Here is a 15,371-nt window from a genome sequence, read left to right on the forward strand (position 1 = left end):
GTCACGGTGTCGAGCGACCACACCTCGTCCGCGCCGCGCCGAACGCTCCGGCTGCGCCGCGAGTCCTGGGGATTCGTCATCGGCTCCTTCCTGTTCGGGCTGGCGGCCACGCGGATGTACGGGCAGGCGGTGGGCCCCGAGATCGACAACATCACCTACTTCGTCGGGTCGCTGTTCTTCACCACCGCCGGATTCATCCAATTGCGGCTCAGTGGGAGGCCGGTGCCCGGGGAGGAATCCGCGACGGTCGAACGCTACGACTGGTGGGCGGCGCTGATCCAGTTCGTCGGCACCCTGCTGTTCAACGTGAGTACCGGGGTCGTGCTGATCCAGAGCCTTACCGTCGAACAGGACCGGGTGTGGGGGTGGCGTCCCGACCTCTTCGGGTCGACGGCGTTCCTCGTCGCCAGTGGCCTGGCGGTGGTGGCCACCACCGAAACCGACAAGCTGTGGGATCCGCATGCCCGCAACTGGCGCAGCACCTGGCTGAACATGATCGGGTCGGTGGCGTTCGGGGTGTCCGCGGTCGGCGCGTATATCGTGCCCGGCACCGACGCGCTGAAGAACGCAACGATCGCCGATCTGGGCACGTTCGTGGGCGCGGTCTGCTTCCTCGTGGCCGCACTGCTGATGCGCCCGCCTCACCCCAGGTATTCGCCGAACCAGGCGAGGACACGTCCGTAGGCCTCGGCTGCCGCGGTCGCGTTGTAGCGGGGCCCGGTGTCGTTGAAGAACGCGTGATCGGCACCCGGAACCGTCACGATCTCGTGCGGTAGCCCCGCCTTCGCGAGTGCGGCGGCCGCGGCGTCGCGGGACGCGTTCACCCGGGCGTCCAATTCCGCGTAGATGGCGAGGACCGCGGCCTTCGACCCGGAGAAGTCGGCGCCCTCGGGGAGGGGACCGTAGAAGGGGACCGCCGCCGCCAGCCGCGGCTCGCCGGACGCGAGGAGTTGCCACACCATCCCGCCGCCGAAACAGAACCCGACCGCCGCGATCTTCTCGTCCGGCACCCGACGCCCGAGTTCGTCGATACCGGCCTTCATGTCGGCGACGAAGCGCGCAGGCGGCACGGTGGCCAGCGCGGCGGTCGCCTGCGCCTGATCGGTGAACGTCGCGGTCCCGCCCTCTTCCGAGAGCAGGTCGAGGGCGAGCGCGGAGTATCCGGCACCCGCGAATCGGCCCGCCACCGAACGGATGTGGTCGGTCAGGCCCTTGTTCTCGTGGATGACGAGGACCGATCCGCGGGGCGAGGCCGCGGCGGCCCACGCACCCTGCAGGACCCGGCCGTCCGGGCCGGGGAACGTCACGGCTTCGGTCCCGACGGCGTCGGCCGCTCCCGGTGGCGGGGGCGTCGCTCCGCCGCGTGTCACCGGCGCCGAGGTCGGCGACTCGTCGCTGTCGGTGGAACACGCGGCGAGCAACGAGGACGCCGCCGCCACGCCGAGACCGATGAGGCCGAGTCTTCGCAACGCCTCGCGGCGGGACAGCAGCCCGTCAGCATGGTCGATCGCGATCTCTTCGGCGATATAGCGTTGCAGTGGCGTCATGATCGTCCCCGTCCGCATCGGCTGATGTAGGGAATTATCCCTGGTCGAAGCCGTGGTCGGCATCGGTTCCCGATTCATCACTTTTCCTTATGCAGTGCGCCACTTATCTGTGTTGTACAGATTTCGCCGGGGACCTCAAGATTGGTGCAACGGCACGAACTCCTCGCTCACCGCACATAGAAAGGAGCCCGTCATGCCGATCGCTGACCGTCACGCAGCCGTCGAAACGACGGCCCGAACATCGGTGGCCCCACCGATTCCGGACAGCTCGACCGTGAACTTCATCGCGGCCATGGGCACCGTCGCCACCGGAGTCACCGTCGTCGCGACCGACGGCCCCGGCGGGCGCGCCGCACAGACCGTGAGCGCGATGTGCTCCGTCTCGGCCGACCCGGCGCTGGTGCTGGTCTGCCTGCACGGACGAAGCCCGGTCAACGACGCGATCTCCGAGAACGGCGTCTTCTGCGTCAATGTGCTTGCCACCCAGCATGATCACGTCGCAGACACCTTCGCCGGCCGCCCCTGGCCCGGCAAGCAGCGGTGGGACTTCACCTGCGGGCACTGGACCGTGGCCGAATCCGGCTCGCCCCGCGTCCACGACGCGATCGCGTCGTTCGACTGCACCGTCCACGACGTCATCGAGGCCGGCACCCACCGCGTCTACATCGGGCGCGTCGCCGCCGTGGAGGCACACCCCGGCGAACCGCTCGTGTACGCCTCCCACACCTACAGCAAGCCCGCAGCATTCGAACCTTCCACCTTTCCCGACTACCCGGACGCACACCCCGCGCCGAGGACCAGGAGCACGAAATGATCCGCACCGGAGACGAATACAGGGAGTCCATCAGGGACGGCCGTGAGGTCTGGGTCGACGGGGAACGCGTCAAGGACGTGGCCGACCACCCCATGTTCAAGCCGATCGTCGACGTGCGGGCCCGCATCTACGACCTCGCGCACGACGAGGCCACCCAGGACGCGATGACCTACGTCGATCCCGAATCCGGCGAACGCAACGCCATCGCCAACAAGCTTCCCCGCACGCAGCAGGACTGGCTCGACAAGCGCGCCGCCGTCGACCTGGTGCTCGAGGACACCCGCGGAGTGGTCACCCGTGTCGGTGACGAGACCATCGGCGAGATGTGGTCGCTGTTCGACGGTCAGGACGTCCTCAACGAGGTGGACCCGCGCTTCTCGGAGAACATCCGCCGCCACCTGGAGCGTTCGGTCCGGGAGGACCCGTTCCACGTGTCGGCGAACACCGACCCCAAGGGCGACCGGTCCAAGGCGCCGCAGGATCAGGACCCCGACATGCTCCTGCACGTCGTGAAGGAGACCGACAACGGCATCGTCGTGCGCGGCGCGAAATACGAGACCGCCGCCGCCTACTCCAACCAGGCGTTCACCAAACCCACCATCGCCAACTGGGGCAACAGTGAACTGTCCGACTACGCCGTCGGATTCGTGCTCGACATGGGTGCGCCGGGCCTGAAGTACATCTCCCGCAACGGGTTCGCCGGCCGCGCGCCGTCCGCCGACTACCCGCTCGCCAACCGCGTCGACGAGGTCGAGTCCCTCGTCGTGTTCGACAACGTCGAGATTCCCTGGGAAGACGTCCTGTTCTACCGGCACACCCGGGCCGCCACGTTCATCCGCTCCACCCTGCACCGCTACAGCGCGTTCCCGTTCGTGCAGCGCACGCTGCACCTCGCCGATCTGATGATCGGATCCGCACTGTGGAACGTCAAGCAGAGCGGCCTCGAGAAGCAGCAGGCGGTGCAGGAGAAGCTCGCCCAGCTCGCCTGCTACCGGGAGACGATCAACGCCCACCTCACCGCGGCCATCTCGCTCGCCGAACCCAGCCCCGGCGGCCTGCTCATGCCCAACCAGTCCCTGCTCTACACCGGCCGGGTGATGGCGCTCAGCCAGCTGCCCGCGATGATGCACATCGCCCGCGAGCTGTGCGGCGGCCAGATCTGCATCACCCCGGACGCCGCCACGTTCGCCGACCCCGACGTCGCACCGTGGCTGGAGAAGTTCTACTCCATCAACGACAACTGGGTGGCCGACGACCGTCGCAAGCTCCTCGCGTTCGCCCGCGACCTCCTCAACAGCGACTACGCGGGACATCGCCTGACGTTTCAGCTCTTCGCCCAGTCGCCGCCCTTCGCGCAGCTCGCCGCCGTGTACCGCAACTTCGACTTCGACGGTCCGCTCGGGCTGGTCAAGGCCGCAGCGGGGCTGTCGGACAACGTCGACGGAGGTGCGGCATGACCACCCACACCCGCATCCGCCCGTTCAACACCCGCGACACGTACCCGGAACAGAACCTCGACAACGACCTCGCGCAGGCCGTCGTCGCCGGCGGAGTCGTGTATCTCCGCGGACAGATCGGGCAGGACCTCGACACCCGGGAGTCGGTGGGAATCGGCGACGTCGAGGCCCAGGCCGACAAGGCGATGGCGAACATCGCGATGCTGCTGAAGGAATCGGGCAGTCGCCTCGAGGACGTCGTCAAGGTCACCGTCTACCTGGTGGACGTCCGATACCGGGAGACCGTCTACCGGGTGGTCGGACGCTGGCTGAAGGGTGTGCACCCGGTGTCCACCGGCATCGTCGTCGACGCCCTCGCCCGGCCCGAATGGCTCGTCGAGATCGACGCGACGGCAGTGATCAGCTCATGACGTTCTCACTCGTCGCCCGTGATTCCGGGGGCGCGTTCGGGATGGTCGTCTGCTCCTCCAGCCCCGCCGTGGCCGCACGCTGCCTGCACGTGCGGTCCGGGGTCGGTGTCGTCGCCTCCCAGAACGTGACCAATCCGCAGCTCGGCCCTGTCGGACTCGACGCGCTCGCGTCGGGTGCGAATGCCGAGACCGCACTGAAAACCGCACTCGCGCACGAGAAGTTCCCGGAGTACCGCCAGGTCGTCGTCGTCGATGCGGACGGCGGCACCGCGGTGCACTCGGGCGCGCAGACGCTGGGCATCCACAGCAGTGCGCAGGGCAGCGGCGCCGCCGTCGCCGGCAACATGCTCCGCGACGAAGGCGTCATCCGGTCGCTGCTGTTCGGCTACGTGTCCAGCACGGCCCCGACGTTCGAGGGCAGACTGCTCGACGGACTCACCGCGGCCGTCACCGCCGGCGGCGAGGCGGGGCCCGTGCACTCGGCGGGAATCCAGGTGGTCGAGGACGTGCCCTGGCCCGTCACCGATCTGCGCGTCGACTGGCACGACGACCCGGTCGGCGAACTGCGCCGGCTGTGGACGGTGTGGGAACCGCAGAAACGGGACTACCGGGTGCGGGGTGTCGACCCGACGGCCGCCCCGTCCTACGGCGTGCCGGGGGACCTGTGAGCGCCGACGCCGCGGTTCGCGACGGAGCCAGGAGGGCGGAAGGCCGGATCCTGGCTCTGTCGCACGACCTTCACGCCCACCCCGAGGTCGCGTGGGAGGAGGAACGCTCGTGCGTCCGGGTGGCCGGGGTGCTGTCGGACGCCGGTTTCACGGTGGAGCAGCAGTACGTGGGACTGCCCACCGCATTCCGCGCGCACGTCGGCTCCGGACCGCTGCACCTCGCGGTCTGCGCGGAATACGACGCGCTCCCCGGGCTCGGGCACGCGTGCGGGCACAACGTCATCTCCGCCATCTCGGTGGGGACGGCGCTGGCCCTCGCCCCACTCGTCGACGAACTCGGCATCACGCTGTCGGTGCTCGGCACCCCCGCCGAGGAAGGCGGGGGCGGCAAGATCGACATGCTGAAACGTGGAGCGTTCGAGGGCGTCCACGCCGCCGTCATGGCCCACCCCGGCCCGGTCGACGTCGCCCGGGCCGAACCGTACGCGGTGTCTCACAGCCACATCCGGTACGACGGCAAGGCGGCACACGCCGCCGCGTACCCGGAACGGGGCGTCAACGCGGCCGACGCGTTCACCGTGGCGCAGGTCGCCATCGGGCTGCTCCGGCAACAGCTTCCGTCGAGCACGCGAGTACACGGGATGATGACCCGCGGGGGAGAGGCGCCCAACGCCATTCCCCAGCGCACCGAAGGTCGCTGGTACGTGCGCGCGGAGACGCTGGAGGAACTGGCCCGCATCGAGCCCCGGGTGGCCCGTTGCTTCGAGGCCGGCGCCGTCGCAACCGGCTGTGAACTGACCATCGCCCCGGAAAGCGAACCGTACTCGGAGTTCCGCACCGACGAAGTGCTGCTCGCGTCGTACGTCCGGCACGCCGAGGGGCTGGGCCGCGTGTTCCGCACCGGCGCGGACTCGCTGATGAACCGGGCGTCCACCGACATGGGCAACGTCTCGCAGGTGATTCCCGCGATCCACCCCTACATCGGAATCGACTCCGCGCCGGCCGTCAACCATCAGGCCGAGTTCGCCGCGGCCAGCGCCGCGCCCGCTGCAGACCGGGCGGCCGTCGACGGCGCGCTGGCCCTCGCCCTCACCCTGCTCGACGCCTGCGGCTCCGCCACCCGTGAGTACTTGTTAACCGCCCGACGTTAAGAAGTACTCACGGGCGGAGCAAAGAATTCGAGCGCGATGTTGTCCGGGTCGCGGAACGAGATGCCGGATCCGTAGTGCGCATTCTTGATGCCCCCGTGCTCGATGCCGAGGGCATCGAGCCGCTCCACCCACCCGGGCAGTGCGTCGGGAGAACACTGGAACGCGATGTGGTCGAGTCCGACCTGCCGTTCGTCGAACCGTGCGGGAGCGCCGCTGTCGGGGTGCGTGTGCAGGCCGAAGAGCATGCCGCCGTCGAGCGAGAACACCGTGTGATGGAAGGTTCCCGATTCCTCGTCCTCGTCGAGCACGGGGGCTGATCCGAACAATGCGGTGTACCAGGCGGTGCTGGCCGGTAGGTCCGACACAGTGATCGCGACGTGGGTGAGGCCCGGGAAACTGGACATCTGCGACAACTCTCTTCTCCGGTGAATCGGTCTCTTCTTTCGACCCTAGCGAGCAGGCCCTGCTGCGTGGTGGCAACGGCGAAACCCTGCCCGAGCGGACAGGGGTGGGGCATTACGCACCGAGCGCACCGCCCGAACCTGTAACAGGCTCGGGCGGTGCGATGTTCGGGGTCTAGAGCCGCGCGGGCTCACGCGTGGCACCGGAGGTGGTCTTCGCCCCGGTCGAGCCGCGCCGCGCCAGGAGCAGGTAGATGGGTCCGGTCACCACCAGTCCTGCGACCCAGGACAGGTCGGCGCCGCCGAGGAACGCGGACACCGGGCCGGTGTAGAGAGACGTGGCCATGAACGGTATCTGGACGACGATGCCGAGCAGGTAGGCGGTGATGGCCGTCCAGTTGAAGCGGCCGTAGATGCCGCCGTCGAAGCGGAAGATCGAGTCGAGGTCGTACACGCCCTTGTGGATGATGTAGAAGTCGATCAGGTTGATCGCCGTCCACGGCACCAGGACCACGAGCAGCACGACCACCAGATCGACGAAGTGCGAAACGAAGTCGGCCGACAGCGCGATGGCGACGACGGACGCCGCGACGAGGATGATCGTCGAGAGGATCACCCGGGCGCGGGCGGTCGGAATCCAGCGGGCACGGAAGGTCTGGACCGACGTGATGATCGCGAGGACGGCGCCGTAGAGGTTCAGCGCATTGTGGCTGATGACGCTGAGCAGGAACAGCACCAGCATGATGCTGCCGAGGCTTCCCGTCGTCGCCTTGACGCCGTCCATGGTGCCCATGCCGACCGGTGCGGCGAGCGTGACGACCGCGCCGAACGCGAAGGCGAGGAACGAGCCGAGGGTGCAGCCGAGGTAGGTCGCCCAGAACGTCGACGGCACACCCACGTCCTTGGGGAGGTACCGCGAGTAGTCGGAGACGTAGGGCGCGAACGCGATCTGCCAGAGTGCGCCGAGTGACACGGTGGCCAGCCAGCCGGCGAAGTTGAAGTCGCCCCGGGTGAGGAAGTCCGACGGCAGGTCGCCGGTGAGGATGGCGAAGAAGCCCACGAGGATTCCGATTCCGAGAACCCAGGTTCCGATCCGGTTGAGGATGTGGATCAACCGGTAGCCGATGATGCAGATGACGGCGGAGCCGAGGGCACCGACCACGATCCCCACGTCCACGGGTATGCCGTTCACGATCCCGTGCATCGACTGGCCGGCCAGGACGATGTTCGACGAGAAGAACCCGAGATACATGACGGCGGCGATCACCACGATGATGAGCGCCCCGAACGTGCCGAACTGTCCGCGGCTCTGGATCATCTGGGGGATCCCCATCTGGGGTCCCTGCGCCGAATGCAACGCCATCAGGGCTCCGCCGGCGAGATGTCCGACGACGAACGCGACGAGGCTCCACCACAGCGAGAGTCCGAACAGGCTGGGGCCGAGGGCACCGGTCACGATCGGTAGCGGGGCGAGGTTGCCGCCGAACCACAGCGTGAACAGATCGCAAACCTTGCCGTGGCGATCGGATTCCGGGACGAACCCGATCGTGTGCTTCTCCAGCATCGGGGCGACGTGGGTGTCGGGCATCAATCCTCCGAACGGCGCGCAAGTGCGCCACTTCTAGGTCGAGTAGTGCAGACCACAATGGTCGGAGGCAGTGAATCTGTACAGAACAACTAACTGATGCGTTGCATCACTTCTTCTGATTCAGCCGGTCGGGCTAGCCTGGGTCGATGCGCACCGTGGGAGTCGACCTGGCGGCCGAACCGAAGAAGACGGCCCTGGCGATCGTCGACTGGTCCGGCGGTGTGGCCCGCGTCGAGTCCGTCCGGCTGGGAGCCGGGAACGACGCCGTCACCGAGGCCGTGCTGGCGTGCGACAGGGCCGGTATCGATGCACCGTTCGGCTGGCCCGACGCGTTCGTCCACATGGTGTCCGAGCACCACGCCGGCCGACTGTCCGCGACCAGCGGTCTCGCGAACCGAGAGGGGCGTCGTCCGCTGACCAAGCGGCGCACCGACCTCGTGGTGCAGGCGGCGACGGGGATATCCCCGCTCAGTGTGTCGGCGGATCTCATCGCGCACGTCGCGTTGCGCTGCGCCGGAATCCTCGCCGACCTGGGCCGGCTCGGCGTCGACGTCGGCCGTGTCGACGGCCGCGTGGTGGAGGCGTATCCGGCGGCCGCGCTGCGCACCTGGGGCCTGGTGTCGCGCGGATACAAGAGCGCCCAGAACCGGGTGACGCTGGGGGAGTTGGTCGACGCGCTCCTGGCGGCTGCGGACTGGTTGGATCTCGGTGCTTTCCAGACAATCTGCCGCGAGTCGGACGACGCCCTCGACGCCGTGCTGGCCGCGGTCATCGCGCGGGCCGCGGCCGTCGGCTGCACGGCACTACCCGAGGGCGACGACCGCGCCGTCGCCGAACGGGAAGGCTGGATTCACGTGCCGACGGGAGACCTGCAGTCGTTGCGGCCGTAGCGGCGGATCTCTGCGACTGTGCTGGTAGACCGACCGCGGCGACGCTCTCGGGTGAAACCTGGCAAATTGGACACCACACGCACCGTGCGTGGGCACACGAAGAAGGAGTCCAATGGCTTTCTGGGATCAGCTGAAGGCAAAGGCGTTCGAGATGAACGGCCAGCTCAAGACCAAGACGGCACAGTTCCAGAACAAGGAGTTCGCCAACGCCAGCATGGCCATGTGCGCCCTCATCGCCGCGGCGGACGGGACCATCGACCCGTCCGAGCGGCAGAAGACCGCGGCGCTGATCACCAGCAACGAGGCGCTGAGTGTGTTCCCGTCGGACGAGCTGAGTCAGAAGTTCGACTGGTACTGCAGCAAGCTGCAGTCGGATTTCGAGTTCGGCAAGATCGAGGCCACCGCCACTGTCGCGAAGCTGAAGTCCAAGCAGGATCAGGCACGTGCCGTCATCCAGATCGGCATCGTCATCGGTGGCGCCGACGGAAACTTCGACCAGCACGAGCGAAACGTGGTGCGCGACGCGTGTTTCGCCGTCGGCATCGCCCCGGCGGAATTCGAACTCTGACGTGATCGGTGACGCGCCCGGCGGCGGGCGCGTCACCGACGCTCAGTAGGCCGTGATGATCGGCGCCGGGTTCCACAAGCCCGAACGCGGAATCCGGGTGGTGTCGATCTCCGCGGTCTTCGCGCCGGGGTCGAGCGGCGAGTACTGCTCCACTCCGCCCCAGTCGCGGTCCCAGTCGTCCCGCAGATACGACGGTATGGTGCGGCTGGCCCGGGTCATCTCGATCCAGCCCAGGGGGCCTCCGCCGTACCGGTCCTGCCACAGGCTGGTCATGATCGCGCCGGGACGGTCGGGGAGGATCCGGTATTCGGGCGCCTCGGCGACACCCGCGCGGTGGTCGAACGGTCGCTGGCACGGAAAGGCAAGTCCCACAGCCCAGTCGATCATGACGGGCGCATCGGATCCGATCACATCGTTCAGTGTCTGCGTCCGCGGAACACGCGGCGGCGTCACCGCCAGCCACTGCTGCGGGTCGCTGTCCGAATCCGACGCCACCAGACGGATGACATCCGTATCGTCCGGCAGGGAGTCCAGCGGAACGCGCAGATTGCGCCACGACGGTGCCGGGCCGATGTCGATCGGCGTCACGCGTCCCGACACCCCGACCGTGCCGTCCGGTTGCGTGGTGCCGTACTCCACCTCGAGGTTCTGGCCGTAGGTGACGACGCCGTCCGCGTCGACGGAGTGGATGCGGCCCGCCGCGGCGATGGAGACGATGTCGCCCGCCCCGGCGTCCGTGTCGGGGTTCGGCAACCGGTACCAGCCGGTGGTCAGTGACGCGTCGCCGTCGCTGCCGTCGCTGCCGAGGACGGGCGTGCGGTCGGGGTCGAGGCCGAACGGCAGGGCCACGGCGCTGCCGTTGACACCCACCGCGCCTGCGCCGCCGCCGGTGCCCGCGGCGTTGCTCGACGCCGTCTGGTCGGTGTTGTCGGTCTTGACGGAGTTGGCGACGCCCGCATCCGACGATTCCTCGTCGGCACTGAGGTCGCCGGCGACGCCGTTCGGTGTGAAGCCCACGGTGCCGGTGCCCGCGAGGGCGGTGGCGGCGTCACCGGACAGTGGTTGCAGCAGCGACGCGTTCGGATCGGTTTCGAGCAGGACGTCGTTGGCGAGACCGCACGGTGCACCGGTGACGGCGTCGACGTTGGAACGGGCGAGGGAGAAGGCGGGGTATTGCGCGACCGCGCCCTTCGCCATCGACAGCACCTCGAACAGCACCATCGCGGCGGCCGCCACCGTCAACGGCGGGATCGCCCACAACCGGCGTCGCCGCACGGAGTCGGCCCGGGTGTAGGGCTCGCGGAAGTAGCACCACGCCGCGATCAGCAGCATCACCAGCGTGGCGCCGAGCAGAATCGTGCCGGCGCCCAGGCCGGCGATCGACACCGGCTTGTCCCACCACGGGACGCTGTAGCTGGACACGTACCACCACCCGTTGGTGCTGGTGAAACACATCGCGAGCAGGAACAGCACGGCGGCCGCGAACAGGGCGCGGTTGCGCGGCGAGCGCACCACGGCGGTGCTCACCGCCACGGACGCCAGGACGGCGAGCGACCCCGCGAGTCCCGCGTAGATGCCGAAGTGGTGCGTCCACTTGGTGGGCGTGAACATCATCAGCCCCATCGCGGCGAGCGTGATACCGATGAGCCGTCGCGACGGGCCGGCCGCGGTCCCGGGAATCCGGCCGCCCTTGCGCAACATCACGAGGACCGTCACGGCGATGCTCAGCACCATCGCGAACACGCCGAACCGGCGGGAGAGGGAACCGTCGACGGAGATGTTCAGGAGGTACTGGTAGCGGAGGTACTCGTCGAACCAGGGAACGTTGGGGCCGATCGCATGAACGTGCTGCATCTCCATGACGGCGGCGAGGGTCTGATCGGCGAACACTGCCACCAGGATCACGGTCCCCGACGCGACGAGCGGCGCGAGTAATGCGACGTATCCCACGGTCTTGGCCCGCGCGATCACGATCTGCAGGATCGGCCGGGCGCCCGCGACCAGGGCTCCGAAGCAGATCAACCCGGACGGGCCCGCGGTCAGCGTCGCCGCACCGACCAGGATCGCCACCGCGGCGGGCAGCAGTCGCCGGGTCGCGACGGCACGTTCCACCGAGCACCACGTGAGCAGCACGCCCACCGCGACGATCGGCTCGGGCCGCAGACCGTTGTTGTACGGGAGCCAGAACGCGAGGAACACCAGGCCGCCGGTCCACAGCGCGAGCCGGTTGCCCCGGACCGCGGCGCCGAGTCGCGGTGCGAATTCACGGCTGATCACCAGCCACGCGACGATGCCGGCGAGCAGCGCGGGCAGACGCACGAACGGGCTCGCCGGGGTGATGTTCGCCAGCACCGCGAGGACGTCGTAGTACGGAGAACCGAACGGCGCCTCCGGGACGCCGTACCAGCGGAAGTAGTTGGCCATATAGCCCGCGGCCTCGGAGGTGCGGGCCATGTTGAACTGATAGCCGTCGTCGGAGGTGGAGGCGCCGATGAAATGCCACAGCACCAGCGTGCCGAGGACGACGGCGTCGACCGCCCCGAACGACCACCAGCGGGTGGGCAGGAATCGTCGTGCCCGGCGCCCGTCCACGTTGTCGAGACGGTGCAGCGCCACCAGCGCCAGAATCGTCGCGAGCGCACCCACCACCATGGCCACGAACTTGATCGTCGACGGTGTCGACGAGAAGCGGCTGTCGATCTGGGCCGTCACCCGCAAGCCGTCGGGCACCGCACCGTCGAGGTCGCTGAAGATGCCCACCATCTGCGGTCGGAGGTCGCCGTCGACGACGGTCGGCGCGTCCTCGCCCACCCCGACGAAACCGGCGGTGGTCCGTGTGGAATCCGACGACACCACGAGCGCGCAGTCGGCGGGCAGCTGGTCCAGCGGCGACGACAGCAGCACCTTGTTCCGCAACTGCACCTCGACGCCGGCGGTACCGTCCGGGGTCGCACGATTCACTCTGGCGACCAGTCCGTACTTCCCGGCGTCGGCGGCGCCCGCGGGCGCGGTGGACGTCAGGACCCCGCCGCGGTCGGCGAGTGCACCGACCGCCGAACAGGGGATCTGCACGTCGAGCCTCAGCGGCGCGTAGGAGACGAGCGGCGCCTCGACGCTTCCGGTGCTGCCGTTCTGCGGCCAGGTGAGGGTCGCGCTGTCCTGCTCGACCGGAAGGAACGGGAGCGACAGTGTGAGCAGCACTCCGAAGACGGAGGCGATGATCGCGAGAAGGCGGGCGGAGCGGACCGACTGACCGAGGGGAGAGGACTGGGGCGGGGTCCCGATCGGCGACTCGTCCGAGTCGTCTCTGGACACATTCGCCGATTCCAGCCTGCTGTCAGTCACGACGTCGGATAGTACCCATCCGCGCCAATGGTTAGCGAAGGCAAGGAACGGGCCTGGTCGGCGTCCCGCGGTCCCGGCCGATCACATGTGAAAGTGTTTCAGGATCCGCGATCGGCGCTCCGCTCGAGTGAGGAGATGGTGGTGGTGCCGCGGACCACGGCGGTGCTGAACTTCGGAATGCACTTCGCGGATGATCTCGAACATGCCTCCGCCTTCCTGCTACGCGAGTCGGTAGCCCGACGGTAGGTCGGGTCCGGGGTGAGCCGATTCACCCGACGCGGGTGAACCAGGTCACCCGGTCACGGGCTGCACCGACAGTTGCTTCACCCCGGTCTGCGCACATCCGGTGGTGGGGTAGGGAAGGAACACCGACCCCGTGTCGTTCGGTGGGTACACCCTGAACCCGGCCACGGGGGTGGGTCCGCACGTCTCGGCCGGGTAGTTCTGCACCACCGTGGCACGCACCGCTGCGGTGGCCCGTGCGCCCGGGGCAACCGTCACCGGAGTCTCGGCTCCCCCGTCCCGATCGGCCGCGGCACCCACCTGCGGACCGTCCGGGGCCGCGACGTAGGACACCCCCGGGTAACCGTGGAGGACGCAGTCGCGGGTGCCGGTGTTGGTGAAGACGAGCGGGATCTCCTGAGATCCGGCGGCCCCACTCGCCTGTCCGAGCGTCACCTGCAGTTCGCCGATCAGGCAGCGGTCGGGGTGCGGTGCGGTCGTCTCGGTGGGCGCGGATCTCGTGGAGGTGATGTCACGTGAGGGTTCGGCGGTCCCGGTCTCGTCCGTCGAGCCGCACGCCGAGGCGGTGAGCACGGCGGCGATTCCGACCACGCCGAGAAGGGTGCGTGCCGGTGACTGCGTGCGCATCTGATCGCTCCTCTTCGCTGATGTGCTGCGGTACGTCGATGGTCCGCGATCGGTGCCGTCCCGGTGGGTGGTTCGGGGAGATCGCATTCGCCCCTTGCCGGAGGGTTCCGGTCGTAGGCTGCGGGGCGCAGGGGATCCGCGACACTTTCACTGGAGGCTGACTGATGAGCGAAGTTCTGGACCGGACCAAGATCTACATCGACGGGTCCTGGGTCGATTCGCAGGGAACGGGCCGGATCGACGTGGTGAATCCGGCGACCGAGGAGGTCATCGCGGTGGTCGCCGAGGGCACTGCCGACGACGTCGATCGCGCCGCGACAGCTGCGCGAGCGGCCTTCCCTGCATGGTCCGCGCTCAGCGGCAAGGAACGTGGCGAGTACCTCCGGAAGGCTGCTGCCCTGATCCAGGAGCGCCTCGACGACTTCACCGCCCTCGTATCCGAGGACATGGGCATGCCGCTGGGATTCGCGAAGCCCATCCAGATCGGAATGCCGCTCGCGAACCTCGCCGCCTTCGCCGAACTCGCCGCCACCTACGACTTCGACGCCCACGAGGTGGGCAACTCCCTGATCGTGCGCGAGCCCATCGGTGTCGTCGGTGCGATCACCCCGTGGAACTTCCCGCTCCACCAGGTGGTGCTCAAGGTCGGCGGTGCTCTGGCCGCGGGATGCACCGTGGTGCTCAAGCCGACCGAGGTGGCGCCGCTCGCCACCTACGCGCTCGCCGACGTCTTCGACGAAATCGGTCTGCCGGCAGGCGTGTTCAACCTCGTCAGCGGATTCGGGCCGGTCGTGGGCGAGGCGATTGCCGGCCACCCCGAGGTGGACATGGTCTCGTTCACCGGCTCCACCCGCGCGGGCAAGAGGGTCGCGGTGGTTGCGGCCGAGACGGTGAAGAAGGTGGCACTCGAGCTGGGCGGCAAGTCGGCCAACGTCATCCTCGACGACGCCGACCTGACGAAGGCGGTCACCGACGGCGTGGCCAAGTGTTTCCTCAACTCCGGTCAGACCTGCTCGGCACTGACTCGGATGCTGGTCCCCGCGGACAAGGTGAACGAGGCTGCCGCCATCGCGGCGCAGGTCGCGCAGAACTACTCCGTCGGCGATCCCACGGCCGCCACGTCGGTGCTGGGGCCGCTGGTGAACTCGAACCAGCTGAAGCGGGTGCGCGGCTACATCGAACAGGGCATCGCGGAAGGCGCCCGCGCCGTCGTCGACGGCCGGGAGACCGGCCAGGAATCCGGCTACTTCGTCGGACCCACCGTGTTCGCCGGTGTCACCGAGGACATGACCATCGCCAAGGAGGAGATCTTCGGCCCCGTCCTGTCGATCATCGGGTACCGGGACGAGGACGACGCGGTGCGTATCGCCAACGCGACGGAGTACGGACTCGCCGCCGGCGTCTGGTCCGATGACCAGGATCGTGCCGACCGCGTCGCACGTCAGCTACGTGCCGGTCAGGTCGAGGTGAACGGCGGGGCGTTCAACACCAACGCCCCGTTCGGCGGGTACAAGCAGTCGGGCATCGGCCGCGAGGCCGGCGTCCTCGGCTTCGAGGAGTTCCTCGAGATCAAGTCGATCCAACGGTAGGCGGCGGAGCGCAATTGGCCTCACGCTGAACCGAATCCGTGACTCCCGACCGTCGCTGTCCTACCCTCGAACC

At 68.5% G+C, this 15,371-nt stretch carries 14 protein-coding genes; 9 read left to right on the forward strand and 5 right to left on the reverse strand.

Annotation, left to right across the window (positions count from 1 at the left end; all coding sequences use genetic code 11):
- The first annotated feature begins 6 nt into the window (after nucleotides 1-6).
- Entirely contained in the window at nucleotides 7-684 is a 678-nt protein-coding gene (locus OYT95_RS29865; RefSeq protein WP_268789842.1) for a hypothetical protein, read from the forward strand.
- Here OYT95_RS29865 and OYT95_RS29870 read toward each other — a convergent pair.
- The gene (locus OYT95_RS29870) at nucleotides 642-1,547 is read right to left on the reverse strand and encodes a dienelactone hydrolase family protein (RefSeq protein WP_268789843.1); all 906 of its coding nucleotides are present in this window, start codon (nucleotides 1,545-1,547) and stop codon (nucleotides 642-644) included. The genes OYT95_RS29865 and OYT95_RS29870 overlap by 43 nt on opposite strands.
- A gap of 193 nt (nucleotides 1,548-1,740) precedes the next feature.
- Between OYT95_RS29870 and OYT95_RS29875 the strand changes: the two genes are divergently transcribed.
- Genes OYT95_RS29875 through OYT95_RS29895 form a run of 5 tightly spaced genes read left to right on the forward strand, consistent with a single transcriptional unit; the run spans nucleotide 1,741 to nucleotide 6,047 of the window.
- Nucleotides 1,741-2,361: a flavin reductase family protein gene (locus tag OYT95_RS29875; protein WP_037226794.1), complete on the forward strand. Its 621-nt coding sequence runs from the start codon at nucleotides 1,741-1,743 to the stop codon at nucleotides 2,359-2,361.
- On the forward strand, nucleotides 2,358-3,818 hold the full coding sequence (locus OYT95_RS29880; RefSeq protein ID WP_037226795.1) for a 4-hydroxyphenylacetate 3-hydroxylase family protein: 1,461 nt from the start codon (nucleotides 2,358-2,360) through the stop codon (nucleotides 3,816-3,818). Before OYT95_RS29875 ends, OYT95_RS29880 begins: the two co-directional genes overlap by 4 nt.
- Nucleotides 3,815-4,228 (forward strand): RidA family protein, encoded by a 414-nt coding sequence (locus OYT95_RS29885; protein ID WP_268789844.1) that lies wholly within the window; start codon nucleotides 3,815-3,817, stop codon nucleotides 4,226-4,228. Before OYT95_RS29880 ends, OYT95_RS29885 begins: the two co-directional genes overlap by 4 nt.
- On the forward strand, nucleotides 4,225-4,896 hold the full coding sequence (locus OYT95_RS29890) for a DUF1028 domain-containing protein (protein ID WP_268789845.1): 672 nt from the start codon (nucleotides 4,225-4,227) through the stop codon (nucleotides 4,894-4,896). The genes OYT95_RS29885 and OYT95_RS29890 overlap by 4 nt, the downstream gene beginning before the upstream one ends.
- Entirely contained in the window at nucleotides 4,893-6,047 is a 1,155-nt protein-coding gene (locus tag OYT95_RS29895) for a M20 family metallopeptidase (RefSeq protein ID WP_128641683.1), read from the forward strand. The genes OYT95_RS29890 and OYT95_RS29895 overlap by 4 nt, the downstream gene beginning before the upstream one ends.
- On the opposite strand, the gene OYT95_RS29900 is transcribed toward OYT95_RS29895, so the two are convergent.
- Nucleotides 6,044-6,451, reverse strand: a complete 408-nt coding sequence (locus tag OYT95_RS29900; RefSeq protein ID WP_268789846.1) for a VOC family protein — start codon at nucleotides 6,449-6,451, stop codon at nucleotides 6,044-6,046. The genes OYT95_RS29895 and OYT95_RS29900 overlap by 4 nt on opposite strands.
- A 172-nt stretch (nucleotides 6,452-6,623) precedes the next feature.
- Nucleotides 6,624-8,036: a purine-cytosine permease family protein gene (locus OYT95_RS29905; protein WP_268789847.1), complete on the reverse strand. Its 1,413-nt coding sequence runs from the start codon at nucleotides 8,034-8,036 to the stop codon at nucleotides 6,624-6,626.
- Nucleotides 8,037-8,182: 146 nt separating this feature from the next.
- Between OYT95_RS29905 and OYT95_RS29910 the strand changes: the two genes are divergently transcribed.
- Nucleotides 8,183-8,926, forward strand: coding sequence for a DUF429 domain-containing protein (locus tag OYT95_RS29910; RefSeq protein WP_268789848.1), 744 nt, complete (start codon nucleotides 8,183-8,185; stop codon nucleotides 8,924-8,926).
- A gap of 112 nt (nucleotides 8,927-9,038) precedes the next feature.
- Nucleotides 9,039-9,494 (forward strand): tellurite resistance TerB family protein, encoded by a 456-nt coding sequence (locus OYT95_RS29915; RefSeq protein ID WP_037226807.1) that lies wholly within the window; start codon nucleotides 9,039-9,041, stop codon nucleotides 9,492-9,494.
- A 42-nt stretch (nucleotides 9,495-9,536) separates the two neighbouring features.
- On the opposite strand, the gene OYT95_RS29920 is transcribed toward OYT95_RS29915, so the two are convergent.
- Both OYT95_RS29920 and OYT95_RS29925 read right to left on the reverse strand, forming a co-directional pair.
- On the reverse strand, nucleotides 9,537-12,809 hold the full coding sequence (locus OYT95_RS29920; RefSeq protein WP_268792290.1) for an arabinosyltransferase domain-containing protein: 3,273 nt from the start codon (nucleotides 12,807-12,809) through the stop codon (nucleotides 9,537-9,539).
- 321 nt (nucleotides 12,810-13,130) lie between these two features.
- Nucleotides 13,131-13,709: a DUF4232 domain-containing protein gene (locus OYT95_RS29925; protein WP_037226813.1), complete on the reverse strand. Its 579-nt coding sequence runs from the start codon at nucleotides 13,707-13,709 to the stop codon at nucleotides 13,131-13,133.
- A 164-nt stretch (nucleotides 13,710-13,873) separates the two neighbouring features.
- Between OYT95_RS29925 and OYT95_RS29930 the strand changes: the two genes are divergently transcribed.
- The gene (locus tag OYT95_RS29930; protein WP_268789849.1) at nucleotides 13,874-15,298 is read left to right on the forward strand and encodes an aldehyde dehydrogenase family protein; all 1,425 of its coding nucleotides are present in this window, start codon (nucleotides 13,874-13,876) and stop codon (nucleotides 15,296-15,298) included.
- The last annotated feature ends 73 nt before the right edge of the window (nucleotides 15,299-15,371 follow it).

This window comes from Rhodococcus sp. JS3073 (genome assembly GCF_026810085.1).
In the GTDB taxonomy this organism is placed as follows: Bacteria; Actinomycetota; Actinomycetes; order Mycobacteriales; family Mycobacteriaceae; genus Rhodococcus_F; species Rhodococcus_F wratislaviensis.

What these genes read in the sequence shown, in the direction of transcription:
- OYT95_RS29870 (WP_268789843.1), bottom strand. Translation starts at nt 1,547, where the DNA reads ATGACGCCACTGCAACGCTATATCGCCGAAGAGATCGCGATCGACCAT.
- OYT95_RS29915 (WP_037226807.1), top strand. Translation starts at nt 9,039, where the DNA reads ATGGCTTTCTGGGATCAGCTGAAGGCAAAGGCGTTCGAGATGAACGGC.
- OYT95_RS29890 (WP_268789845.1), top strand. Translation starts at nt 4,225, where the DNA reads ATGACGTTCTCACTCGTCGCCCGTGATTCCGGGGGCGCGTTCGGGATG.
- OYT95_RS29875 (WP_037226794.1), top strand. Translation starts at nt 1,741, where the DNA reads ATGCCGATCGCTGACCGTCACGCAGCCGTCGAAACGACGGCCCGAACA.
- OYT95_RS29910 (WP_268789848.1), top strand. Translation starts at nt 8,183, where the DNA reads ATGCGCACCGTGGGAGTCGACCTGGCGGCCGAACCGAAGAAGACGGCC.
- OYT95_RS29885 (WP_268789844.1), top strand. Translation starts at nt 3,815, where the DNA reads ATGACCACCCACACCCGCATCCGCCCGTTCAACACCCGCGACACGTAC.
- OYT95_RS29905 (WP_268789847.1), bottom strand. Translation starts at nt 8,036, where the DNA reads ATGCCCGACACCCACGTCGCCCCGATGCTGGAGAAGCACACGATCGGG.
- OYT95_RS29900 (WP_268789846.1), bottom strand. Translation starts at nt 6,451, where the DNA reads ATGTCCAGTTTCCCGGGCCTCACCCACGTCGCGATCACTGTGTCGGAC.
- OYT95_RS29880 (WP_037226795.1), top strand. Translation starts at nt 2,358, where the DNA reads ATGATCCGCACCGGAGACGAATACAGGGAGTCCATCAGGGACGGCCGT.
- OYT95_RS29925 (WP_037226813.1), bottom strand. Translation starts at nt 13,709, where the DNA reads ATGCGCACGCAGTCACCGGCACGCACCCTTCTCGGCGTGGTCGGAATC.
- OYT95_RS29930 (WP_268789849.1), top strand. Translation starts at nt 13,874, where the DNA reads ATGAGCGAAGTTCTGGACCGGACCAAGATCTACATCGACGGGTCCTGG.